The sequence below is a fragment of the Deinococcus terrestris genome (genome assembly GCF_009377345.1).
GTDB lineage: Bacteria > Deinococcota > Deinococci > Deinococcales > Deinococcaceae > Deinococcus > Deinococcus terrestris.
The window spans coordinates 1-23,548 of the sequence record NZ_WBSL01000013.1; the positions used below are offsets into that span (position 1 = coordinate 1).

The window sequence follows — 23,548 nt, forward strand, 5'->3', positions numbered from 1 at the left end:
GGGCCAGCAGCAGAATCCGGGCGCGGGTCATGACCCGCGCCTTGCCACTGCCCTTCATGGTCATGCCGTGCAGAGTCTGTTCTTGCTCAGCACTCAAAGTCACTGGATAGCGAAGAGGACGGCTCATGCCCTACTATGACAAATTCAAAAACGCTGTACTAGGTATGGCCCCAACATCAAGAGGTGAAGGATGCGTACATTCCTGCTGCTTTCGGCCCTGCTGCTGGCCGTTCCCGCCGCCGCACAGACGACCGGAGAACGTTTGCTGTCCGGCACCACGCTCGGCCTGCCCTGGGGCTTTTACCAGGGGGGTCTGACCAACCTGGGCGACGGGGAAGCCCGCCTGAGGATGAGTGCGCCGCAGGGTGCCCGCGTCCTGGGCACCCGTTACGACGCAGGCGGCCGCGCGGCGCTGCTGACCTACCGTGGAGACCGGGACGCCCGCGCGGCGCTGGCCTTCGCAGTCGAGCAGCTTCAGCGTCAGGGCTTCAACCTGACCTACCGCGCCTATCCCTCGCCGGGCCAGGCCCGCGCGCTGCTGCGGCGGGTGGACCGCCTCCTGGAGGTGCAAATCATCCGTGGAGCCGAGGGTGTGACTCAGGCTCTTTACCGCTTCCGGGACGGTGAACAGCCCGAGCGGCTGCTGACGGATCAGGTGCCCGACGACCTGCGGGTCTACGCCGCGCCCATCGACCTTAAGACGGTGCAGGCCGAGCCAGGCCGGGTGTATCTCACGCTGCCGGATGAACAGCTGATCGACTTCACGGCCTACCGCGACGGGGCCGTGATCCTCGCGTTTTACGGAGGCTACACCCTTCAGCAGCTGCTCGACTTCTACCTGCCCCTCTTTATCCAGCAGGGCTTCGTGGAGATCGGCGACGTGGCCACCGACGAGGCGGAGCGGACCCTGCGCTTCGGGCGGGGCAGCGAGCGGCTCACCCTGCGGCTGGAGGCCTCGCCCAGCGTGGAGCAGACCCGCGTGACCCTCTGGTACCGACGGTGAGGCAGACCCGCGTGACCCTCTGGTACCGACGGTGAGATCGTGGACAGCCTTTCCGTAGGGGAGTTAGCGGCCAGCCTCTAACTCCCGAATTAGGGCTTTCATCTCGTCGATCTCCCGAACTTGCGCTTCGATGATGCTGTCGGCCAAGCGACGCACCCGGGGATCCGAGAGACGGGCACGTTCGCTGGTCAGGATGGCAATGGAGTGGTGAGGAATCATGGCCTTCATCCACGCCACGTCCCCGATGGTCGCCTGGCTCCGGACCAGCCACAGCGACAGGGCGAACACGGCGGCGCTGCCCACGACAATGGCGGTATTGGTCCGCCGGTGGGGGTACATCTTCGGCATGAAGCCCAACATCACGGTGGCCATGACGGCTCCCATGATCAGGGCCATGAACACGCGGGTTTCGCTGAAGAACACGTCCCCCCAGCGATAGGTGTTGAGGTACATCAGGCCGTACATCAGCACGGTCGAGGTGGCGATCATCGCGGCGAAACGGAGGTAAGGATTCATGGCACGCAGCCTCTCAGCAGGCGAGTCGCCCGAACCATCAGTGAGGCGGACGACAGGGCCACCCTAGGCCGAAAGGGTCGACAGCAGGTTCTGACAGGCCTGTTCGCAGCGGCGGCAGCTCTCGCCGCATACGCCGCAGTGCTCATGGTGCCCGGCGTGCTTCCGGCACTCGGTCCCGCAGGCCTGGCAGGCGGTCAGACAGGCCCGGAGCTGGTCACGCACCACCTCGGCCTGTGGCTCGGTCTGCCGTGCGAGGACCCGTCCGGTCGCGTTGCAGATGTCGGCACAATCGAGGTTCAGGCGGATGCAGTGAATTACCATCTGGACATCCGGTTCGGCGAGGCAGGCGTCCGCACAGGCCGTACAGACCTGGGCGCACTCGAAGCAGGCCTCGATGCACGCCAGGAGGGCCTGCTGGTTTTGAACCTGAGCGCCACGCGGGTGGGTCTGGAGCATCCGGGTCATGGCGGACGTGTCAGGAATGGTCATGGGTGTCTCCTCAGAACAGAGGCGAGAGGTGAAGCACGGCGAAATCCCGACGGAACCGTCAATCTACCTTACCTCAGTGGGAGCGGGGTGGGCGAGAGGGCCAGCGGGAGAGCCTCTACGTTCACGCCCTCAACCCGCACGGCGCGGAAAGGTTGCGAGGCGCTCCTGCTCCGTGCCCTGGACCACAGAGACGCTGCCTCCCGACTCCAGGACGGCGAGACGGACCTGCGCCACCTCGGTCACGCCCTGGCTGCGGAGCTGCTGCTCCAGCGACTGTTTGGAGACCCGCACCCGGCGCATGGCTTCCTCGCGGTACTGGCCGTACTCGATCAGGACCACCGGCGGGTTGTCGACCAGGTCGTGAAAGCGCCTAGAGCGGGCGCTGAGCAGGGACGTGGCCCACTGCAACACGGCTAGGCACAGCAGGGCGAGGGCGCCCTCGACGAGGTTGCGTCCCATGATGGCGCTGGCGACGAGCGACCCCGCCGCGACATTGATCAGGAAGTCGAAGGAGGTGAACGACGCGAAGGTGCGGGCGCCGAAGGTGCGGGCGACGAATACCACCAGCAGGTACAGCAGGAGCACGGAGAAAATCACGCGCAGGAAAAACTCCGTCTCCCAGCCTCCCTGCGGCGTTAGGATGTTTCGCAGCACAGGCAGCAGCTCGTCCATGGGGCACCCTACCCCACGACCCGCCGGAAGCCGTTGACCCCGTACAGTGTGGAACGTTGAGAAGAGGTCAGGAGACATCCGCAGTGAGCGAACACACACACAACCACGGGACGAACGCCAGCGCCCGGCAGCTTACCCTCGCCCTGGCCCTGACCGGCACCTTCCTGGTGGTGGAAGTCGTGTACGCCTTTCTCTCCGGAAGCCTGGCCCTCCTCTCCGACGCGGGGCACATGCTCACCGACGTCATGGCGCTCGCTCTGTCTCTGTTCGCCGTCCGCATCGGGCAGCGTCCCGCCGACCGGAGGCGTACCTTCGGCTACCGCCGGGCGGAGATCCTGGCGGCCGCCCTGAATGCTGGGGCGCTCTTTGCCGTTGGCATGTACATCCTCTTCGAGGCCTACCAGCGTCTACGCGAGCCTGTAGAGGTGCAGACCACCCCCATGGTCGTCGTCGCGGTGCTGGGGCTTGTGGTGAACGTCATCAGCGCCCGTCTCCTGGTCGGCGGCGCGGAGGGCAGCCTGAACGTGAAATCGGCGTACCTGGAGGTGCTGGGTGACCTGCTGGGCTCGGTGGCCGTGATCGTCGGGGCGCTGTTGATCCGCTTCACCGGACTGACCTGGATCGACCCGGTTTTGGGCGCGGGAATCGGCCTGTGGGTCCTGCCCCGCACCTGGACCCTGCTGCGCTCCAGCGTCAACGTGCTGCTAGAAGGGGCGCCCGAGGGCCTGGACCTCGGTCTGTTGCGAACCGATCTGGCTGCACTGCCCGGTGTGGTGGAGGTGCATGACCTGCACGTCTGGAGCGTGACCAGCGGCGAGCACAACCTGACCGCGCACCTGGTGGTGCCCACGCCGGTCACCGACCTGCTCGCCCAGGTGCACGGGGTCGCCGAGCGGTACGGTATCGAGCACAGCACGGTGCAGATTGAGCCCGAGGGGACCCACGCTGGGCACGGGGAGCACCTGCACCCCTGAGGACCCGCACCGTTCAGGGAGCTTCACTGGGGAGTCCCAAACGCCTCCACGAGCCGGGTGACGCGTTCAGTCAACTCCAGAACGCGGGTCCGTTGGTCAGGCAGATTCACGGCGACGTTGAGGTTCAGGTCTGAGTGGGCAGGGCGCAAGCTGGCCAATCCCTTGCCGGACAGGCTGGATGCCTAAGTTGGGCTGGTAGGGGTGACGCTTTCGACGATCTCGCCAGCGCCCAGGGCAGTGAGGAGGAGCGCATAAAGGCGTCCTGCCGGGTGTGGGACGAAATTGACCACGGATTCAGGACTGGCTGTGGGCTCAGGCATAAGGATCGCGGTGTTCGGAGACGTTCACGTTTCGCGCTGGAAGCCGCCGTACAAGACGTGGAGCGGTGACAGCCGGACCCGGCCACGGTGGGTCAACGCTGGCGTCGCCACTTCCTGACCTCGGCGTCCGTCGTCTGATCACTGACCTCGGCGTACCGCAGCGTCGTCTGAATGTGCTGATGCCCCAGACGTTTCCGGATGGTTGCCAGGCTGACCCCGCCATTCACCAGCTCCGTCGCGTGGCTGTGGCGGAGCTGATGCAGGGTGCAGGTCACGCTTGCGCGTTCAGCGTATCCCTGCCAGCGTTCCTGCACGCTCTGATACCGCAGCGGTCCCCCTCGCCCGTTCTTCCTGGCCTGGAACAGTGGCCCACGCGTGTATCCCAGGGTCCGCAGGTAACGCCGCAGCAGATTCACCAGTCGGGGATCGTCGAGCAGTACCGTTCGCTTCCGGCTGCCCTTGCCCAGCACGGTCAGGTGTTCATCACCCCGCGTGAGATCCAGGTCTTCTACGTGTGCACCCAACGCTTCACCGATTCGCAGTCCCGTCTCGAAAACCAGGCGGAACAGCAGAGCATCCCGCGCCTGTTCGGCTGGAATCTCAGCGAAGATGCGCTCGATCTCCTCGCGGCGAAGTCCTCTTGGATGGGGAGGCGGCAGGCTGGGACGCTCCAGGTGCAGGGTAGGGTCACGTTCCAGCAACTCGCGTTGCAAGGCCCAGCGGCAGAACCGTTCCAGCGCGGTCTGCTTGCGGTTGCGGGTGGAGGCCGCCCACTGCTGGTGAGCGGCAAAATAGGCATCCAGACCTTCTCCATTCAGAGTGTGCCCCGTTTCGTCCAGCCACGTGGTCAAGTGCCGGAGGTCCGCGCGGTAAGCGCGGACCGTCTGCGGGCTGCGCTTTAACTCCGCGAGAAAGCGTTCAGCCTGGGTCTGGAGGGTCATCGCATCCATGTTCAGTTCCTCTTCCTGCGATAAGTGTAAAACAAGGGGTATGAGCCAGGGGCGTTGGGAAAGCTGTTCATCGGAGATCACGAGGGGGAATCCAGTGATAAGGGGACTTCCAGCAGGATTCCCAGTGCCTACCCGATGACCCTGCCCGACTCCAGTCTGCCCCCGCTCTCCGGTTACGGCCGCTACCCTGCCACCCTCACCGCCGATCAGCTCCACCACTACTTCCGCTTCGACGACCAGGACCGGCAGGCGCTAACCCAGAAAAAGGGCAAGCACAACCGGCTGGGCTACGCCCTGCAACTCGCCACCGTCCGTTTTCTGGGGACTTTCCTGAGCGATCCCCTGGACGTGCCTGCCCCCGTCCTGAAGTACGTCGCCCAGCAGCTTGAGCTGCCCGAAAACCCCACCAAGCTGGAACGCTACCGCCGGGGCGAGACCCGCTGGGATCATCGCCGGGATATTCAGGTCCGCTACGGGTACAGGGAATTTTCCGAGGTGTCGGCCTTTCTCGGCCTGGCCCGCTTCCTGTATGCCCGCGCCCATCTGCTGGCCGAGCCGCCCAGCCGCTTGCTGGACCTGAGTACGGCCCGGTTGGTGGAACGGCGGGTGCTGCTCCCCGGCGTGACCACCCTGACCCGGTTGATCGCCCGGGTTCAAGACCGGGTGGACGAACAGTTGTGGCAGAACCTCGCGGCGCTGCCGAACGCGGCCCAGCGGGCCGCGCTCGAAGCGTTGCTGGAGGTGCCCGCCCGGTCCTCGGTGTCCCGGCTCGACCAGCTCCGGAAGGCCCCGATCTCCGTCTCCGCCCCCGGCCTGGTCGGCGCGCTCAAGCGGGTGGAAGCGGTACGGCGGGTGGGGATCACGGCGCTCGACCTCAGTGGGTTTCCCGAACAACGGCTGACCACCCTGTTCCGCGTCGGCCTGGGGGTCAAAGCCCAGGCCCTGCGGCGTATGCCCCCCCAGCGGCAGATCGCTACCCTCGTGGTCACCGTCCGACGGCTGGAGGCTCAAGCGCTGGACGACGCGCTCACCGTGTTCGAGGGCCTGTTGACCGACCTGCTGGGCCGCATCGAGCGCAAAGAAGACCTCGCGCGCCACGGACAGCTCCCCTCCCTGGAAGAGGCGGCCCGCCGCAGCAACCAGCTCACCCTGGCCTTTCTGGAGAGCCTGGGGCAGCCACCCCAGGACTTCCCCACCTTTGCCGCCCGGGTGCTGGCCCTGGTGCCACAAGAGCAGTTGCAGGCCGCCGCCGAGACGGTGCAGGCGCTGACCCGGCCCAGGAGTGAAACCCGGCTGGAGGGGCTGCTCAGCCGCTACAGCTACATCCAGCAGTTCCTGCCAACCCTGCTGAGGACCGTGGGGTTCGAGGCCGGGAGTTCCGGCCAGTCGGCGCTGGCCGCCCTCCAGGCCCTGCGGAGTCTGGAGCGTAAGGCACAGGTCAACGCCGCCGAGGTGCCGCTGGCCCTCGTCAAGGGGGACTGGGAAAAGCTCATTCCGAAGCAGGGCCTTCTCAATCGTCCGGCCTATACCCTGTGCGTCCTCGAACAGCTGCAAGCGGCGCTGAAGCGCCGCGACCTGTATGTGCCTGCCAGCCTCAGGTTCAACGATCCCCGCCTGCGCCTGCTGTCCGGCAGGGCCTGGACCGCCCTGAAGGCGGAGGTCTGCCGCAGCCTGGACCTCGATCCTGATCCCCAGGTGGTGCTGGCGCGGCTGAGCGCCCAGCTCGACGAGAGTTATCGGCTGGTGGAGGCCCGGTTGCCGGAAAACACGGCGGTCTCTCTGGAAGAGCAGGAGGGCAAAAGGGTGCTGGTCTTGCAGGAGGACGAGGCCCTGCCGGAACCGCCCAGTCTGGTCCGGCTGCGCGCTGCGGTCGCGGAGCGGATGCCGCGCCTCGATCTGCCCGATCTGCTGCTGGAGGTTCACGGCTGGACGGGATTTGCCGACGCCTTCACCCATCTGAGTGAGGCGCGGACCAGGGTGGAGCATCTGGCGGTGAGCGTCTGCGCGGTGCTGCTGTCCGAGGCCTGCAACGTGGGCCTGGAGGCGGTGATCCAACCCGAAACCGAGGCGTTGCGGCGGGGACGGCTGTCCTGGGTCGATCAGCATTATCTGCGGGCCGAGACCCTCGCCCGCGCGAATGCCCGCTTGGTGGACTTCCAGGCCACCATTCCCACTGTGTCGGCGTGGGGCGACGGCCAGGTGGCCTCAGTGGACGGCCTGCGCTTCCGGGTGCCGGTCAAGACCATCTACGCGGGGCAGAACCCCAAATACTTTGGGGTTCGCAGCGGCGTCACCTACCTCAACTTCATGTCCGATCAGTTCAGCGGGTTTCACGGCATCGTGGTGCCCGGCACCCTGCGGGACTCCCTGTTCGCGCTGGACGGCATAATCGAGCAGAACACCGCGTTGCAACCCAGGCAACTGATTTCGGATACGGCGGCCTCGTCGTACATGGTCTTCGGCCTGTTCCGCCTGCTGGGCTACCAGTTCAGTCCTGAACTGGCCGATCTGCGCGAGCGCAAGTACGGACGGATGAACCCGGAGGCCGACTACGGCCAGCTCAACGCGCTGGCCACCTCACCGATCAATACCCGGCTCATCGCGGCCCACTGGGACGACCTGCTGCGCGTCGCCGGGTCACTCCTGACCCGGACCGTGCGGGCCTCGGAGGTGCTCAGGGTGATCGGGGTCAATCCCAAAAGCTCCCTGGTGCGCGCCCTGGAACACTTCGGGCGCGTCGCCAGCACCCTCCACCTGTTGAGTTACCACGACGATCCGGTGTACCGGCGCTCCATCGGCACCCAGCGCAACCGCCAGGAGGCCCGACACCGCTTGGGTCGGGCCGTGTTTCAGGGCCGCCACGGCGAACTCCGGCAGCATTACGTCGCGGGCATGGAAGATCAACTGGGGTCGCTGGGCCTCGTGATGAACGCGGTCATTCTCTGGAATGCCCGCTATATCGACTTGATCCTCGATCACCTGCGCTCGGAGAGCTTCGAGGTGCGCGAAGAGGATGTACAGCGGCTGTCCCCGCTGAAGTTTGAGCACCTGCATCTCGGCGGGCGCTACCACTTTTCCCTCACGGCGCAGGTGCCCGTCGGCCAACTCAGGAAGCTACGCGATCCAGACGAGCTGGACGACTGAGGGGAGCAGGCAAAACCCGACTTTTCGTTCCATTGCTACCGTGATGCCAGGTCACGCGCGAATTCTTCTGATTGCAGTGAAGAGCGCTCTACGCTGTGGTTCCTATGGTCGTGTCCACCAGCTGAGCGCATTGCCGTCACGCACCAGCAGTTCCTTCCCTTCCGGCGTGAAGGCGGCGGTGGGGACTGGCACCGGCTGACCACAGCCGAGAAAGCGCGTCAGCCCCGAGGTGAGACCTGCCGGGAGCTTCACCTCCCGCCGCGTCTCCAGGTCCGCCAGCCGCAGGCCGTAGAAGGCCCCGCCGCATCCGTCCCCTGTCCCCTCGCCCAGCAGGACGAACCGGCGATCCGCCGCGTAGTCCAGCAGGCGCAGGCCCCGGTAGACATCCCGCAGGTCCCCCACCCGCAGGGTGAGTTCGGGACCCGTCTGCCCGGTACGGGGATCAAGCCGCTGGAGCGCCAAGTCCGACCGGTACGCCACCCCCCTGACCGGACGGGGCAGACCGCGCACCACCGCCCGGCCGTCTGGACTCGGCAGGAAGGTCACGCGCATGCCCGCACGCCACGCGTCCTGCCAGACCTGTTGGCCCCTCTGGTCGGTGGCGCCCAGTCGGGACTGGGAGACGCCGCTGGACAGGCGCCGGGTCTCGGCGCGCAGGAGCAGGCGGTCCACCGGCCAGGCGTCCAGCGCGTCCCGGCGCAGTTGGCCGGTGCCGGTGTCCCAGCTCAGCAGGCGCCACCCCTCGCTCCCCTCCTCGAAGCGGGCCACCAGGGTGCGGGCGTCCGCGAAGCGCACCTCGACCCGGTCAGCGGTAGGCGGCAACGTCAGGGTGTGGAGCGTGCGCCCCGAGTGGTCGAGTACCGCGACCTGGCCCCGGCGCACCGTGGCGATCTGCCGCTCGTCCCGGCTGACGGCGAGGGCCGCGACGCCCGCGAGGCCCTGGCCCCCCACGCGCTGCCAGCGCCCCCCCAGCGTGGCAATCCCCAGCTCCCCCTGACCGTTCCCGGTGTCGAGGGCGAGCAGCGCCCGGCTGCGGGACAGTGGGGCCGAAGCGGTCACCGCCGCGCCGAGTGAACGGAGGAAGACGCCGTCCGAAACCCGGCGGACCTCGGGCACACTCCCATCCCGCACCGTCAGAAAGACTTGCCCGTCCGGGGAGGGCACGGCGTCCCGCAGGTTTCCGGCTCCCAGCTCCCAGCGGGCACGCTGGCCGGTCAGGCCCCACAGGCTGACCCGGTGCCCCTCGGCGCTGGAGCCCGGGGTATGCACGGGGGTCGCGGTGAGAAGCTGCTCGGCATTCACCCAGCGGACCTGAGGCTCGTCGTTGCGCCCGATCCCGACGCCGGTCACCCGCCGGGACGTGACCCGGCCCTCCCGCGTGACCACGTCGAGGTACAGGACGGCATTCGGGTCATAGTCGCGCCTCTCCACACTGCGCAGGGCGGCGACCCGCGTACCGTCGGGCGAGGGTTCCATGTCCAGCACGCGTCCGGCAGGCAAGGTGAGGCGGAAGGTCGGTCGGCGTTCTTGCGCGTCCGACGAGTCATACAGGACCAGGCGAGCCCGCCCGTCCGTGGTGACGCTTTCCACCTGGGCGAGGCGAGTCCAGGTCCGGTCCCGGCCACCCGCCTGCGCTCCGCCGTACCCCAGGCTGCCGATCACCGAGCGGCCGTCGGCGGTGAGGGTAAAGGCCGTGGTGTAGGGCTGACCCCGCCGATAGCCGGAAACGCGGATATAGGGACCCCGGACGGCTCCCTGGGGCCGGAAGCTGTCCAACCGCAGCCTCGGTCCAAAGTTAGCTTTCGCGTCCGGCAGGCTGGCGGGCGGCGTGAGAACCCGGCGGGAGAGGGGCTGCCCGGTCTGCGCGTTCCAGCGGTAGAGGACCCGCGCCCCATCCAGGGTGTAGGCGGTGCCGTCCGGTCCCCAGGCCAGTCCGCCCGCGAAGCCCGCCGGGGAATTCAGCGTGTCGAAGGTGTCCGCCGCGTGACCCGGGATGAGGGCCGTGCCGACGGCTGCCCCCTGGAGGGCGGAGGCCGTGCCGGTCAGGGACGCGCAGGCGAGGGTAGCGGCCAGCAGCCAGGGGCGGGGCAGGGGCTTCATGTGACCTCACCCTATGAACCCCGGGCTGACGGGGCGTGAGAGCACACGGAACACGCTTGAGCGCCACGGGCCATCCCGATCCGCACTTCCGCAACGGCTCCGATGCACTTCGTAGTGGCCCTCCAAATCGTCATTCCCCCATCAGCCCGCGCACCTATGCTGCCCGCATGCGACGCGCCGCCCTGCTGCTGGCCCTGCTGACGGCCTCTTCCGTGTCGGCCCAGCCACGGCCCGGTCAGACCGCACTCCTGCCCTACGTCACGTTGCAGGCTCCCGGGTACGCCGTGCGCGCTGAAGTCCGCCCTGCCCTCGTCTATCCGGAAAGCGGGCCGAACGCCGGGCCGTACTGGTACCTCTCGCCGGCGCAGGTACGGGTGATTCTCGACCCGCCCGGTCCACGCTGGGCGTCGGCGTACCCGGCGGACATGCCGCCCTTTTTCGTCACCGTGACCCCGGTGCAGAACTGGTTGACCCTCGCCCGGGGAGAAGGCACCAAAAAGCTCATCGCCGAGCAGGTTGACCGGTTGCGGAGTCTGGGAAAGGCCACGGTCGACCTGCGAGTGATGCGGGACCGCTGGCCGGGCTTGCCCTACCTGCCCCTGATCAACGCGGCGCAGGCGGTCACCGGGGCTGCCCGGCAGATGAAGACGACGCACCTTCAGGGTGTGCGCTACCTGGCCATTTACGCGCAGGAGACGTCGGTGGAGTATCCCCGCCGGGCGGTGTTCTACACCTTCCAGGGCCTGACCCACGACGGCCAGCATGTCGTGTCGGTGAGGTTGCCCCATGCGCCGGCCAGCTTCCCGGTGGAGGTCAGCCGCCGCCCATTGGCCCCGCGGGCGTGGCTCCGGTACCGGGACCAGGCGCGCGCCCGACTGGACGCGGAGCATGCCAAGCTGGCGGCGCTCGACCAGCTGGTGCAGAGCATCCGAATCCGCTGAACCTGCCCCGCGGAGATGGGCGCCCGGGTGCTTACCGGTCCGGTGAGGGGGCGATCTCCCCGGGGAGGGACACCATCAGGAGGTCGTCGCGCTGGGAGAGCAGGGTGATCAGCCCACTGGGACGCAGCTCGGCGCGGATGATCTGGCCCAGCAGCCGGGTTTCCAGGACCCGGCCCCCGGCCCTCTCCACGGCCTGGGTGAGCTGCGCGTAGCCCGGGGCCCGCAGCTGGGTCACCGCCGCCGCCCAGGCGTCATAGTTTGCCTGCCGCCACGTGTCACTGCGGAAGACGGCCTCACTGCCGGGCCTCGGCGTGATGCGGGGGTCGGCGAAGACGTCGAGGAACGCTTCCCGCTCCCCGAAGCACTGCGCGAGTTCCACCTGGAAGGGGACGTCCGCGAGCTGACCGGCCTGATAGGCGGTCAGACGACTGGCCACCTGCTCGCTGATCTTGCGAATCTGGAAGGGCGTGCCCTGGAGACAGGCCGCGGGGCGGTCGATCACGGCCGATCCTGGAGGATCCGGCTGGACGGAGGGAAGGCCGAGGCCGCCGCAGCTGGGAAGCAGCAGGCACAGCGCGAATAAGAGGGTGTAGTGCATTGGATTCACCTCGCGGGAGAGACGTGGGGACTCGACCGTACTTCATTGACGCTTCCGGGTGTTGAAGACCTGTGGACGCCGGCGCTTACTTCACTTCGAGCCAGGCAGGCGGGGCGCTCAGCCACTCAATCCAGCCGTCTTTGCGCGTTACCCGCAGTCCGGCCCGCACTTGGTACCGCCCGGCGGGAGCGAGTTGCCCATCGGTCAGGCGGCCATTCCAGGAACTGAACAGGTTCAGATGCAGGGTGTCGTCGCGTGGGCAGGCGGCCTGATCGTCCGCCTCCCTGGGGAAAAAGCGGGTCTGACGGCGCCCGTCGACCACCTCTCCGGCCGTGTTCAGCACCACGACAATGAACTCGCAGCTCTGTGCCAATGGAAGGAGCCGGATCGCCGCCGGCACGTTCAGCCTGAAGTCGAAGGTGCTCTGTCGATCTTCACGCACACTGAGGTCCGACGCCTTCAGGGCCGCCTGCGCCGTCTGACCGGCGGGGGGGACCTGGTGCTGAGGCAGCCGGATGAAGCGGACCCGCGCGAGCGAAACTCCCTTCTCGCGGGCCTCCCGCTCGATGGCCCGCTGCGCCCGCAGGTCCGGCACCGCGAGTTCGAGCAGTTGCAACCCGCTCCGGATCAGGAAGCGCGGCGTGCGCTCCGGGGCTCCAAGGGAATTTCCGAACCAGAAGGCCTTCAAGGCTTGTTCGACGCCGCCGTCTGGGGCGGGCGGGAGGATGGTGAAGCTCACGTCGTCTGGACGCAGCACCTGAGTGCCCTGGCCAAAGGCGGCTTGTAGGGTGTATTGGCCGGGGGGCAGCCGCTTTCCAAAGGGGTCGCGCAGGTCCCAGTACTCGCCGGGGTTGGCCGGGTCCGGGCGGGTGAGATTGACCGATGCGCCCGGTTGGAGCCGCTTGATGACCCGCACATCCGCGCAACTGACGTTGCCCGGAACCGGGCGAACGACCTTTCCCGCCGCGTCTTTGACCTGCCATTTCAGTGAGCCGCACAGCCCCGCATCGAAGTCCAGCGGCGCTCCGCCCGTGAAGGTGAACCAGAAGTTGATCGGCAGGATGTCACCCTGCGCGACCTGGTTGGGAACCTGAAGGGCCGTGCGGTGGGGCACGCTCCAGGTGGTGCGGGCAGGAAGGGCCTCCGGCCTGGGCACTGAGAACACCACGATGTCCAGGGGAATGCCCTGCGCTTTCAGATGGGCCTGGGCGGGTTGGAGGTACTCGGGAAGGGTCAGAGCAACGATGACCTGGTTGTGCTGGTGGCTCACTCCAATGGAGGTCCAGCCGCGAATCCCACTCGCCGCGTCCTTGGCCTGCGCGAGTTGCAGGGCGCTGTACTGCACGACCTCGAAGCGGGGACGCTCGGTGTCGAGGCCCTGCGCCTTCAGATCGGCTCCGCGGTGTTCGAGCAGCACCTTCAGAACGGCCGCACGCGAGGCCGGGCGGTCGTCGGTGACCTGGATGATGAGTTGCGGGCCGTTGACGTACACCCCGGCGAAGGTGGGGGCCTTCAGCCCGATCTCGACGTCATAGGTGTCGGCGTAGGGCAGGGTGCCGAAAGCGGTGGTGACCTGCGGGGCGGCGGGCCGACCGGACTGCGCCAGGGCTGGGCCAGCCGTGCTCAGGCAGAGCGTCAGGGTCAGGGCGAGGGCACGCAGCGGCATGTCCCTACGGTAGGTGTTGAAGCTGACGGTGGTCTGGCATACCTCAACGCCCATTGGAGCCTTTCCTGGAACGTCCTGTGGTGGACACAGAGACCAGCCTCGCTCTGCCCTGGATGTGCTCACCCTCGCACAGGCCCAGGGGCCGTCTTGGGGACACCACCGTCCCAGTCAATTAACGGGGAAGAAGTGAGGCAACAGAGCATCTCAGGCCACCGTCAGCCGCAGGCGGTACAAGACCTTATGCCTGGGCTTTCTCAGATGTCCGTCCGGCGCTTCGCCTTAGTGGGCAGTCTGGCGCTGATCACCCTCCCCCAAGCCCAGGCGACGAACTGCGCCTTCGCCCCCTTTGGATACGTCGTGAAGTCGGCGGATCTGGTGGCGCAGGTCGAGGTCCGCCAACACCTGCCGGGCCAGGGCCGCGAGCCGCAGGAGATGGAAGTCCGGGTGCTGAAGACGTACGCGGGTCAACCCACCAGCCGCACCCTCCGCATCCTGGGGGCAGGCGGACTGAACCCCTACCCAGCGATCCGTAAATTTCCCGTCGGGACACGCTGGGTGATGGCCCTCGACAAGCGGACCTTCCAGGGGCAGCCGCTGACCGGGAACGTCTACGTCCCGCATGGGTGCGTGCAGCAGGGCCTGCTGGTGAGCGGTTCCATCGCCTACGGTGTCCTTGAGGGCGATCCCCGCTTCCCCTCGGTCGCTACCAGCATCTCGCTGGGGGACTTGCCTGCCTGGGTCAGGGCCCGGCGCGGCGGAACACCATAACGTTGGAATCGGTGCGCCGTGTCGCCTCTCTGTTGGCCCCATCACCCCGGGAGCCCGCTGCCCCGCGTCGGGACGCCGAGGACAGCAGAGCGGCCAAGACGAGCGAGTTGGACGTCAGGTCGGGTCAAACCTGTGCTTATGGACGTAGACACGCTGCCCAGGCCTGAAGGCCTTCTTCATAATTGAAGAGTTGGGGAGTGGACGAGCGACGTGGGCTCTTACGCTACGGTATGCGTTCCCTACTCCTGATCCTCCCAGTAGTGATCGTGGGCCAGGCAGATGGCGCGGGCACGGCCAACCTTCGCCCCGCGACGGCTCGCGGTGGGGAGGCCCTCTTCATGGAACCGCCCTTTCCCACCAACTTCGACGGACCGATCAGCACCATCGAGATTCACTACGACGTGAAACGTTCGGCGAGATCGCAGGAATCGCCGGTGCTGATCTTGAACTTCGTTTCCCCGTCAGGCGACCGCTCGGTCTCCAGAACAGCGCGGCTGGGTGTGGGGCGTACGGGCAGTTGGAAGGGCCGGCTCCCGACTGGGGGGAAGGTGTTCCTGAACATCGTGTACGACAGCTGTGTCAGCGGTAGTAGTGCCACTTTGGGACGCGAGGGCTTGCGCTTCAATCTGAAGTTCAACCACGGGCACAAGGTCGAGAGCTCGATGTTCAGTGGGAGCAGAACGACGGGGAAAGGCACCTGCGGGTAAAGGGCGGGGCACAGGGGCCCGAATGAGGTGGGGCGGGGAGGCCACTCGACTGTGGCCTGGCTGAAGCGGCCCGCGTCCGTTCCCTCTGGCCTCCCCTGTCCAAGGCCCTTCGGAATGCCCGCTGAGCCTTGACCTCCCCTGGGTGCTCAGCGCTTCAGTGTGCCCTGAAACGCGAAGTCGCGGTCCAGCTCCTGCACCTCCAGGCCCACGGACTGGGCCGGCGTCCCGGACCAGTGGTGCCCCCCGAGGCGCGCCACCACTTCCCCGTCTTCCCGGCGCAGTTCCCCCCGCCAGGTCACCGGCAGCGGCGGCGCACTCTGCGGCTTCAGCTCATACCTGTCTGAGTACGCCGTCGCCACGAAGTTGAGCCGCTCCCCGTCCAGCACCGCCGTTCCCACGCTGGTGTACGTCGTCTTCGACTGCCAGGTCGCCCGTGTCTCCAGCCGCAGGGCGTGCGTCCGAGTCGCCAGGGTCCAGGCCTGCGCGGAGACCCCCTCCAGCGCCACGAGGGGAGCGGTGCCGGGCATGGACCGGGTGACCAGGACCGTGCCCTCGGCCAGCAGGAACGGTGGGCGTGAAGTGCCCAGGGTGGCGGTGGTGCGGCGCGCCAGCACCTCCCCGTCACTCACCCGCACGGTGCCCAGTTCCCCCCGCTGCGGGTCGGCAAAGGTCAGGACGTCCCCGTCCACCCGCAGCACGGCGGGGCTGCACCCGCCCAGATTCACGACCTGGCGCAGGCGATCATCCTCGCCACGCAGTTCCACCGTCCCGTCCTCATAGGCCAGCGCTGCCCCACCGCCTTCCAAGCTGACCATGTCCGCGGGGTTGGTCAACTGTGAGGTGGAGATTTGGGAGCAGACGGAAGCATGCTGAGCCTGAGCATCAAAGGCGTTCCCGCTCTCGGCCGAGAGGGAGCGGAAGGTCCAGGGTTGGGCGCCAGAAGACCGGCTGATGACGCGCAGGAACCGGTCGCCGTAGGCCCACCCCACCGAGCGGGTCCGGGGATCCTGGGGCAACCGCAATTCCGCTTGCAGGGGCTCCGGCAGGGCCGCTGGCGCCAGGGTCCGGGTGTCGAGTGGCGTCACGGCGCCCCAGCCCGGCAACAGCCAACGGCCGTCCGCGCTGAAGTGGTAGGTCTCAGTGCCGGGCAGCAGGGTCTGCTTCTGCTCCGCCAGGGTGATGGGGTCGAGCTCGGCGAGCGCCATTCTGGCGCCTGAGTCTGGCACGTACCGCAGCACCAGCAGGCGGGCCGGGGCGCCGTCTTCCTCGGGCCGGAAGCGCACGGCGATGGCCCGCTCCACCGTCACCCGCCGAAGTTCCGTGCCAGTCGCGGCGTCCAGGGCCAGCAGGCCCAGGCTGGACTTCGGGGGAGTGGAAGAAGCGCCTGGGAAGGGGGCAAGCGGCGCAGCCTCGCGTTGCAGTAGGTACACCACGCCGTTCCCGAAGGTCGCGTCACTGACCTCGCTGGCCGACGTGAGCTCCCCCTGCCAGGTCCCGTGAAGCACCGCCGGGTCAGAGGGGACGTTGATGACGGGAGGTCCCCCCCGGCACCCGGTGATGAGCAGGGCGCAGGAGAGCAGCGGAAGGGCCAGACGGACCGGACGGAGCTTCACGTCTGGAGCATGGCACGGTCTGGAGAAACACACCTCCTCATTTGCCGTGATCCCGGGAGTCGGCTCCGTTTGTACTCCGCGTCAGCCCGAAGGGCGGCGAAGCCGGGTGCGGCCATCCACAATCACGCGCCGGTCCCCACAGTCCACGTAGGGCCGCCGGGGATCACCCACGGTAAGCGGAAGATTGCGCCACCTCCCCTGCCGCCATCTTCCATCCACGAACACTTCCACGGGCGCGAAGTCCTCCTGAACCGTACCCAGCAGCACCACCACCTGCTGGCCGTCCACCTCACGGGTCAAGAGCCGCCCTTCCGGGACAACGCTCGCCCGGGAGTGTCGAGGGTGTCGCGTCAGCAGGCGCTCGGCTTCACTCTTGGGCTGCTGCTCACCCAGGAACGCCTCCACGTCCTGCAAGCGGGCAGGACGAGCACCCGGGCCCCCGTCGCCTTCCGGCCAGAACCGCACGCCCCGCCCGGCCAGACGCTCCACTTTGGCCCACTGCTCGGTGTCCTGCTGCCGTGGGGCCCGGAAGTCCATGCCCATGTTCTCCATGGGCTGGCCGCACTGGGGGCAGACACCTGGGGCGCTGTACCGCTGCTTGTAGGCCTTCTTGCAGGCGAAGCAGGCCCAGTGGGCCAGGTACTGCGTGATGAACTCGTACTGACTGCGGGGACGGGGAATGCGGCGCGCTTTGCGCATGACCCATGATGTCACCTGCAGCTCACCTGCCAGTACCAGCAGCGTCTGTGAATCCCTCTCGAGGTCAGCGTGAAGCCAACGTTGGCCCGCTTGCCGACGATGAAAGCGCAGGGTCATCCTCTCCACGGGAGCGTCTGCACGTGCAGTGTTTATGACGCAAAGCGGGTGCCGACAGGAAAGTGCACCGTGCCGCTCGTGAGGATGCCAATAGCTTGTTGGACAGAGAGAGAGTGCAGTGATTCTCTTCGTGAACACCCTCACTCGGTACGCCATACGGCCATGGGAAGGGCAGAACCCGCTCGGACGGTGCGCCCGGCCTCAGTTCCCGCAAGCTCGTCAGAGGCTCCACAGGCCGCGTGTTAGCGTGCCGGAGTGCAACTCCTCCTGATTCGTCATGCCCAGTCCAGGAACAACCATCTGGCAGGAGCACCGAACTACCTCGAAGGCAGACTGGCGGATCCACCGCTCACGGACCTGGGGCACCAGCAGGCCTTACGGCTGGCGGATTGGGCGGTCGGGGATGACCTCTATCAGCGCGTCACCCACCTGCACACCAGCCTGACCACCCGCGCAGTCCAGACCGCCGCACCCCTGGCTCAGGCGCTCGGTGTGAAGGTTCACGGTCTGACCCAGGCCTATGAATGCGGCGGCCTGACCAGTGGCCCCGCTGGCGGCTTTACGCCGGTCACCGGCCGCAACCACGCCTCGCTGCTGGGCGACTGCCCCGTCCTCGAGTGGCCCGCGGACCTCCAGGGCCAGGCCTGGGACGGGGGCGCTGAGCCCTGGGAACAGGCGCGCTTCACCGCACGGGCGGCCAGCGTGACCGCCGGGCTGCGGGGGATCGCGCAGGAGGCAGACGTGATCGCGCTGATCACCCACCACGACTTCGTCCAGCACTTGATGGCCGACCTGCTCGGGCTCCCGACGCTGAACGGGGAGGCGTTGACGTTCCGGCTGAACAACACCGGTACAGTCCGGATTGAGATGCGCGCCAACCCTGCCGGAGCGGAATCCCGCGTACTGCACTGGATCAATCGCACCTGCCACCTGACCCCGGAGCTCATCACACTCTGACCTGGCAGCCACTCCGCATCCGATTCTCAGAAGTCGGCCTGCTCTAGGCCGCAGGAGGCAATACCTGCAACCGGCTGGGGATCTCCTCAATCCGGAAATCCTTCACCTGGTAGGCCCCCACCTCGGAGAAAGACGATCGCGAGCGGGTCAGGCCGAGCGCGCCGTGACGAAGATGGCCCACCGCCTGAAATCGAGGGTCACCTCAGGACACCAGCGCTCAAGCAGGGCGAGGTGCTCATCGGTTGTGACCGGGTACAGGCCGAAGAGGTACGGGAACACCGTCTCCCCGGGCTCGAACAGGTCACGCAGCTCCTCCGCGGCCGCCCGGGGCAGCTCCCACTCCATCACCAGCTGCTCGGTCCCCCGGTCATAGCACTCCAGCAGGAAGACGACCGCCATCTCACCACACCCCATCCAGTTGCCCGCCCAGCCTCACCGTGCGCCCCTGACCTTTCAGATCCTGCAGGTGCGCCGCTGTGTCCCCGGCCGTGAACAGCGTTTCGCCCCTCAGCACGACCGAGAAAGTGCCCCGCGCGAAGCGCGCGGCCACCCGGGATGACCCGTCCAGTCCACAGGCCACCGCGCTCCTGCCCTCCGCAGAGAGTCCCAGCAGTTCTTGCCCATGCGCCGCGAAGAAGGCGCCTCCCACCCGGTCCCCGCAGGGCAGCCGGCGACGTTCCACCACCTGAAAGTCGCCGTCCACCTCCAGCAGCCGAGTCTTCTTGCTCCCGTCATACCCCGCCAGCCGCAGGGGCGACCCGGGCAGCACGCTGGTCAGGGTCAGGCCCGGCACCTCCACCACCGCCCGGGGAGCGAGCGTCCGCTCGTCGACCACACGCAGCGCCGTGCGGTCCAGGTGCCCGGTGAGCTGCGCGTACCACCCGTCCCCGTGCAGGAAGCGCCCCTGGCCCCCTTTCACGGTGCTCCAGAGACCATCCGCGTACTGCCGGCGAATCACCGCCCCGCTCTCGTCGATGCGCACGAGTTCATTGGATGTGCCGCTGCCCACGATGATTCCCCGGCCGTCGCCCGTCACGCTCGCGCCTTGTGGGTAAAGACCCGGCAGGCGGATGACACGGGCCTCCCCGGTCTCGCGGTCGATGCAGCTCACCGACTCGGTAATGCCCTCCGGAAAGGAGCGCTTGAGGTGAGCGCCCTTGATGATCGCCGAGTTGGCTGACCACAGGCAGCGCCGGGTGAGCGCGAGGCTCTCCGCGAGCTGGAGGTGCGGGTGCTGCCACTCTCCAAGGACCTCCCCCTGCGGGCTCAGCAACAGGGCGCGCGAGGCGTTCCGCTCGGCCCGGCGTTCGCCGCGTCGGTCGAGGATCAGGGCAGCGGACGTGGAGCTGGCCCCGGCCGCGTCGCGGGCGAACGGTGGGGGCGGAGCGGGAGCCCAGGGAGCAGTCCAGCCCAGGATGGCCAGCAGCCAGGCCCCCAGGACCAGGACGGCGAGTAGGAGCAGCAGGGGCCGGAGGCGCACCCGAGCAGTATCGCCTGAGTCGGGCGGCTTCCACTCCGAGGATGCGGCGCGCTTCGCCGCTGGCCCCGCTAGGCTGAGACCCCACATGTCCGGCCGTCACGCTGTCCCCCACCCGCCCGCGCCGGCCGACCATGTCCCCCCAGCGCCCTGGCAGAGCCGCCCCACGCCCCCGCTGGCCACCGCGCTCATCGCCCTGGGCGCCCTGCTCGTGGCTTCTCCCCTGCTGACCGCGCTCCTGCCCGTCCCGCGCCTCCCCGGGTGGCCCAGCCTGCTGGGTCCCCCCCTGCTGCTGCTGGGCCAGCACCTGAACTGGCGGGCACGGGCCGGGGAGGGTCGGGAGGCCGACCCCCTGTGGCCCCTGCTGACCGGACAGGCGAGCCGCACCCTGCTGAGTTGGAGCGCGTGGATGGTCGGCGCCGCCTGGATCGCGGTGGGCCCCTGGTCCCTGGGCGAGGATGACGCCCATGAGCTGACGGGCTTTGGCGCGACCATGGGACTGACCCTGCTCCTGGCCCCCATCCCGGGCCTGACCGCCGCGCTGCGGCGCCACCGCCGCCGTCCCCTGCCCCGGCCTCTCCCGGTGGCCCTGCCTCCCCAGCGGCCAGCCGCCTTCCGCCAGGCCCGGGTGTCCCCGGAGGGCGGGTTGCAGCTGACCTGGCATGACCGGGGCGTGCGGACGGTGCAGGCCGCCGGTCTGATCATTCCGCTCGCGCAGCGTGGAGGCGACTGGGTTCAGCAACTGGAGCACGCCGCGCGCTGGCGCCAGACTGGCGGCAACAACTCCGTTACCATCCACCACCTGCCACTGTGGCGCCTGGACGACAGCGCGTGCCCCACCCTCCTGATCGAGCACACCCATGGGGAATGGACGGACGGCACCCAGCGCTTCACGCCGCTGCGCGACGCGCTGGTGCGCTGGGGCTACGCCCAGCCCACGGGGGATCACGGCCTGCCGGCGCTGCCCAGCGTCCACGGCCCGGCCCTGCAGGGCTTCGCCCTGACCCTGGCCGTGGTGGCCCTGTGGCTGCCGATGCTCCTGGGGGCGGTGGGATCGGCGCTGTTCCTGGCGCGGCTTCCCGACGTGCCCGCGGCGGTGACCCGCGAGCGCTGCGAACAGGCAGCCGCGGGACGGGCCCAGGCCGAGGGGCTGCGGGTTCATGAGGTGACGTTCACCGCCCAGGGGGCGGAGCGGTCCGGTCGGGGCCACCTGTACGTGAGCGGGTGGGTCCAGGGCGGGGAGGGCTGGTCGCGCCGGTTGATCTCCGCGCAGTGTCAAGTGCAGGAAGGAAGCGGCGCGGCGACCCTGCCCGTGTGGCTGGACGCGACGGATCGCTGGACACCCCAGGAACGGCGCTGAGGGGCAGAGCGAGGGTAAGTTCAGCCCGGGCTTTCACCGCCGCCCCTGACGCCATGTGCAACCTCACTCGGGAAGCCCTGCTCCCCCGCGAAGCCGCGCTCCCGCAGCAGGCGGTCGATGCGTTCACGGTGCTCCGCTTCCCAGTCGTCCAGGGACGTGGCCGCGTCCTTCCCGGCCTTGATGCTGGCCGCCGCCCACACCTCGGCCCGGCGCTCCCCCGGCACCACGACGATCCCCTCCTCGTCCGCCACGACCAAGTCCCCCGGAGACACGCGCACCCCACCGCACTGCACCGGGCCGTTCAGCACGTCGAGCGCCTGCTTCTGTCCCGGCATCGGGCTCAGGCCACGTGCGAACACCGGGAAGCCTAGGGCCCGCGTCTCCGCCAGATCCCAGATGACCCCGTCCACGACGAACGCCGCGATGCCGCGCCGCTGCGCGACCGCACAGACGTTGCCTCCCGCGACCGCGAACGCCGTGTCCCCCGCCTCCACCACGATCACCGACCCCGGCGGGGCGCGGTGGATGGCGGCGTGCAGCATCAGGTTGTCCCCCGGCGCGCAGCGCACCGGGTAGGCGGGGCCAGCTATGCGCGGGATTGGGGTCCACAGCGGGCGCAGACCGGCGTCCATCACGGCCTCGCGGGTCAGCACATCGGCCAGCGTACAGGGCGAGAGGGCCAGGAACGCAGCAGCGGTCGGAACGTGTGTCACAGGTCCTCCGGAAGGGCGAGCAGGACCTTGCCCTGACTCGCGCGAGACTCCATCAGGTCGTGCGCGGCCGCGGCGTCCGGCAGCGCGAAGCGGGCACCGATCTGCAACCGCACCGTGCCGCTCGCCAGCAGCTCCAGGCCCTGCCGGGCGAGCTCGCCCACGGCAGCCGGGCGCGTGCGGCGCAGGTGCCCGCTGCTGTAGCCCACCACGGCGCGGTTCGTGCGGTGCAGCAGGGGCGCGGCGACCCTGGCCGCGCCCCCACCCGACCCGCCAAAGGTCACCAGGCGTCCGAAGGGCGCCAGACAGGTCAGTCCGCGCCCCAGCGTCTCGCCTCCGACCGTGTCGAGGATGACGTCCACCCCCTGGTTGCCCGTGAGTTCCAAGGCGCGTGCGGCGAAGTCCTCGCGGGTATGGTCGATTGCCTCAGCGCCTAGGCGGGCGGTGAAGACGGCCGTGCTTCCCTCCACCGCGAACGGTCCAATCGGGTCCCCGGCCCCCACCTGCCAGAGGGGCTGTCCCGTATGGGGGTTCCAGGCCCGCACGTCGTTCGCGGTGGACCCCAGGATGACCCCACCTGCCCGCCTCAGGAAGCGCAGGGGCGTGCTGATGGGGGCAGGGCCGCCTCAGTTCAGGGCGCGGGCCGCCGGGGCACTCCAGACCCGCCTCCCGGTCCGGGTATCGAAGGCGTGGAGCCGCGTGAACCCGTCGTCAGCCACCACCAGGCCGCCTCCCACCGCCAGGCCCCCGAAGGACTTCAGGGGCGCGGCCCAGAGCTGGGTTCGCAGGGAGGGGTCATAGGCCCGGACCTGGCCGTCGGCCATCAGGTAGACCCGCGTGTCATCTGCGACGACGCGGGGCACGGCGGGTGAGGTGACGACCGGACGGACCCGCGTGGGCAGGACTGGATGGGGCCAGGAGCCCCCACCCGTACTCCCCCAGCCGCTCAGCAGCAGGGCGAGCAGGGCCAGTCGCAGGCATGCAGGAACCATGGGGAAGGTCACCTTACCTGAGGGTGGTGACGGGAGGCTGAAGCCGTATCTTCGGGTATGCGCCCCGCCCTGCTGCTGCTCGCCCTGACGGGCCAGGCCCTGGCCGGGGGCCATGAAGCCTCTCTCCCGCCTGTGCCCTCCCTGGTGTCCACTCCACAGGCACAAGCCGCCTACCGGGAGGTGCGGGCACTCCTGGCCCGCGGGCAACTGGGGGAGGCCCGCAGGCGTGCGGCACTGGCGGTGCAGGCGACGGCGGCCCGCCTCCCTCCCTGTGTTCACCCCGGCCCGGCGCAGGGCAGCACCTTCAGCGTGCTGTTCCGGCCCGGCGAGGCCCTGCGGCTGCTGACCAGCGTGGGGGGCGGACGGGTCAATCTCTACGAGTTGCGGCCGGAAGGCGTGCGCCGGGTCTGGCAGGCGCAGAGGAGTTTGCCAGCCGCGTCCGGCCCGGCGCTGGCCCGGGTGCTGGGCGTGCGGCCCGGAGCCCCCCAGTGCGGCACGCCACCCACCCTGAACGGCCCGCTGGAGGCCTACAGCTTCAGCCCCTTCGCGGGGGCGATGTTCGTGGACGTGGTGACCCCGGGCGGCAAGGGGCAGCGGGTACGTGCGGTGAATCTGGAGCGGCAGGAACCGGATGGCCGCGTCACTTTCCGCGGGCTACCCGACGCGCCGCCCCTGGACCCGCCTTGAAGGGAACGCCTCAAGTCCCGGGCGCCTCCGCTGTGGAGGGTGGGACCTGGATGTCCGAACAGGCGGGTCCCGTGTCCTGCGGAGGGGC

23 protein-coding genes are annotated in these 23,548 nt (G+C 68.6%); 9 read left to right on the forward strand and 14 right to left on the reverse strand.

The window, feature by feature from the left end:
• Nucleotides 1–190: 190 nt before the first annotated feature.
• On the forward strand, nt 191–1,003 hold the full coding sequence (locus tag F8S09_RS15135; RefSeq protein WP_152872305.1) for a hypothetical protein: 813 nt from the start codon (nt 191–193) through the stop codon (nt 1,001–1,003).
• Between the two features lie 63 nt (nt 1,004–1,066).
• On the opposite strand, the gene F8S09_RS15140 is transcribed toward F8S09_RS15135, so the two are convergent.
• The 3 genes from F8S09_RS15140 to F8S09_RS15150 all read right to left on the reverse strand — a co-directional run bounded on the left by F8S09_RS15140 (nt 1,067) and on the right by F8S09_RS15150 (nt 2,680).
• Nucleotides 1,067–1,519 (reverse strand): DUF305 domain-containing protein, encoded by a 453-nt coding sequence (locus F8S09_RS15140; RefSeq protein WP_092265898.1) that lies wholly within the window; start codon nt 1,517–1,519, stop codon nt 1,067–1,069.
• A 63-nt stretch (nt 1,520–1,582) separates the two neighbouring features.
• Nucleotides 1,583–2,008 (reverse strand): four-helix bundle copper-binding protein, encoded by a 426-nt coding sequence (locus F8S09_RS15145; protein ID WP_092265899.1) that lies wholly within the window; start codon nt 2,006–2,008, stop codon nt 1,583–1,585.
• A gap of 129 nt (nt 2,009–2,137) precedes the next feature.
• Nucleotides 2,138–2,680, reverse strand: a complete 543-nt coding sequence (locus F8S09_RS15150) for a DUF421 domain-containing protein (protein WP_152872306.1) — start codon at nt 2,678–2,680, stop codon at nt 2,138–2,140.
• Nucleotides 2,681–2,763: 83 nt separating this feature from the next.
• Between F8S09_RS15150 and F8S09_RS15155 the strand changes: the two genes are divergently transcribed.
• A complete protein-coding gene (locus F8S09_RS15155; RefSeq protein WP_092265901.1) occupies nt 2,764–3,654 on the forward strand; it encodes a cation diffusion facilitator family transporter in 891 nt (296 codons plus the stop codon).
• Nucleotides 3,655–4,066: 412 nt separating this feature from the next.
• On the opposite strand, the gene F8S09_RS15160 is transcribed toward F8S09_RS15155, so the two are convergent.
• Entirely contained in the window at nt 4,067–4,924 is an 858-nt protein-coding gene (locus F8S09_RS15160) for a tyrosine-type recombinase/integrase (protein WP_152872308.1), read from the reverse strand.
• A 135-nt stretch (nt 4,925–5,059) separates the two neighbouring features.
• On the opposite strand from F8S09_RS15160, the gene F8S09_RS15165 reads away from it, so the two are divergent.
• Complete coding sequence (locus tag F8S09_RS15165; RefSeq protein ID WP_152872309.1) at nt 5,060–8,068, forward strand: Tn3 family transposase; 3,009 nt, start codon at nt 5,060–5,062, stop codon at nt 8,066–8,068.
• 102 nt (nt 8,069–8,170) lie between these two features.
• Here F8S09_RS15165 and F8S09_RS15170 read toward each other — a convergent pair whose 3' ends face one another.
• Nucleotides 8,171–10,168, reverse strand: a complete 1,998-nt coding sequence (locus tag F8S09_RS15170; RefSeq protein WP_152872310.1) for a WD40 repeat domain-containing protein — start codon at nt 10,166–10,168, stop codon at nt 8,171–8,173.
• Between the two features lie 167 nt (nt 10,169–10,335).
• Here F8S09_RS15170 and F8S09_RS15175 point away from each other — a divergent pair, with 167 nt between their 5' ends.
• A complete protein-coding gene (locus F8S09_RS15175) occupies nt 10,336–11,109 on the forward strand; it encodes a hypothetical protein (protein WP_152872311.1) in 774 nt (257 codons plus the stop codon).
• Nucleotides 11,110–11,140: 31 nt separating this feature from the next.
• Here the strand turns inward: F8S09_RS15175 and F8S09_RS15180 are convergent, their stop codons facing one another.
• Together F8S09_RS15180 and F8S09_RS15185 are read right to left on the reverse strand one after the other, a co-directional pair.
• On the reverse strand, nt 11,141–11,611 hold the full coding sequence (locus F8S09_RS15180; protein ID WP_152872312.1) for a hypothetical protein: 471 nt from the start codon (nt 11,609–11,611) through the stop codon (nt 11,141–11,143).
• A gap of 181 nt (nt 11,612–11,792) precedes the next feature.
• Nucleotides 11,793–13,373 (reverse strand): hypothetical protein, encoded by a 1,581-nt coding sequence (locus tag F8S09_RS15185; protein WP_152872313.1) that lies wholly within the window; start codon nt 13,371–13,373, stop codon nt 11,793–11,795.
• A gap of 240 nt (nt 13,374–13,613) precedes the next feature.
• On the opposite strand from F8S09_RS15185, the gene F8S09_RS15190 reads away from it, so the two are divergent.
• Both F8S09_RS15190 and F8S09_RS15195 read left to right on the forward strand, forming a co-directional pair.
• A complete protein-coding gene (locus F8S09_RS15190; protein WP_194165378.1) occupies nt 13,614–14,141 on the forward strand; it encodes a hypothetical protein in 528 nt (175 codons plus the stop codon).
• A gap of 260 nt (nt 14,142–14,401) precedes the next feature.
• Nucleotides 14,402–14,848 (forward strand): hypothetical protein, encoded by a 447-nt coding sequence (locus F8S09_RS15195; protein WP_152872315.1) that lies wholly within the window; start codon nt 14,402–14,404, stop codon nt 14,846–14,848.
• A 146-nt stretch (nt 14,849–14,994) separates the two neighbouring features.
• Here F8S09_RS15195 and F8S09_RS15200 read toward each other — a convergent pair whose 3' ends face one another.
• Together F8S09_RS15200 and F8S09_RS18060 are read right to left on the reverse strand one after the other, a co-directional pair.
• Nucleotides 14,995–16,461 carry a hypothetical protein gene (locus tag F8S09_RS15200; protein WP_152872316.1) on the reverse strand — a complete coding sequence of 489 codons (1,467 nt, stop codon included), beginning with the start codon at nt 16,459–16,461 and terminating at the stop codon, nt 14,995–14,997.
• 81 nt (nt 16,462–16,542) lie between these two features.
• Nucleotides 16,543–17,160, reverse strand: coding sequence for a zinc ribbon domain-containing protein (locus F8S09_RS18060; protein WP_227978732.1), 618 nt, complete (start codon nt 17,158–17,160; stop codon nt 16,543–16,545).
• 372 nt (nt 17,161–17,532) lie between these two features.
• Between F8S09_RS18060 and F8S09_RS15210 the strand changes: the two genes are divergently transcribed.
• A complete protein-coding gene (locus F8S09_RS15210; RefSeq protein WP_152872317.1) occupies nt 17,533–18,234 on the forward strand; it encodes a histidine phosphatase family protein in 702 nt (233 codons plus the stop codon).
• A 147-nt stretch (nt 18,235–18,381) separates the two neighbouring features.
• Here F8S09_RS15210 and F8S09_RS15215 read toward each other — a convergent pair whose 3' ends face one another.
• A complete protein-coding gene (locus F8S09_RS15215) occupies nt 18,382–18,633 on the reverse strand; it encodes a DUF7683 domain-containing protein (RefSeq protein WP_152872318.1) in 252 nt (83 codons plus the stop codon).
• Nucleotide 18,634: 1 nt separating this feature from the next.
• Nucleotides 18,635–19,714: a hypothetical protein gene (locus F8S09_RS15220; RefSeq protein WP_152872319.1), complete on the reverse strand. Its 1,080-nt coding sequence runs from the start codon at nt 19,712–19,714 to the stop codon at nt 18,635–18,637.
• Between the two features lie 85 nt (nt 19,715–19,799).
• On the opposite strand from F8S09_RS15220, the gene F8S09_RS15225 reads away from it, so the two are divergent.
• Entirely contained in the window at nt 19,800–21,071 is a 1,272-nt protein-coding gene (locus F8S09_RS15225) for a hypothetical protein (protein ID WP_152872320.1), read from the forward strand.
• Nucleotides 21,072–21,091: 20 nt separating this feature from the next.
• On the opposite strand, the gene F8S09_RS15230 is transcribed toward F8S09_RS15225, so the two are convergent.
• From F8S09_RS15230 to F8S09_RS18280, 3 genes are all read right to left on the reverse strand, one after another.
• The gene (locus F8S09_RS15230; protein WP_322618865.1) at nt 21,092–21,784 is read right to left on the reverse strand and encodes an RraA family protein; all 693 of its coding nucleotides are present in this window, start codon (nt 21,782–21,784) and stop codon (nt 21,092–21,094) included.
• The gene (locus F8S09_RS15235; RefSeq protein ID WP_194165379.1) at nt 21,781–22,326 is read right to left on the reverse strand and encodes a zinc-binding dehydrogenase; all 546 of its coding nucleotides are present in this window, start codon (nt 22,324–22,326) and stop codon (nt 21,781–21,783) included. Before F8S09_RS15235 ends, F8S09_RS15230 begins: the two co-directional genes overlap by 4 nt.
• A gap of 81 nt (nt 22,327–22,407) precedes the next feature.
• Nucleotides 22,408–22,785 carry an outer membrane protein assembly factor BamB family protein gene (locus tag F8S09_RS18280; protein WP_194165380.1) on the reverse strand — a complete coding sequence of 126 codons (378 nt, stop codon included), beginning with the start codon at nt 22,783–22,785 and terminating at the stop codon, nt 22,408–22,410.
• 45 nt (nt 22,786–22,830) lie between these two features.
• On the opposite strand from F8S09_RS18280, the gene F8S09_RS15245 reads away from it, so the two are divergent.
• Nucleotides 22,831–23,460 carry a hypothetical protein gene (locus tag F8S09_RS15245; RefSeq protein WP_152872323.1) on the forward strand — a complete coding sequence of 210 codons (630 nt, stop codon included), beginning with the start codon at nt 22,831–22,833 and terminating at the stop codon, nt 23,458–23,460.
• Nucleotides 23,461–23,548 lie beyond the last annotated feature (88 nt).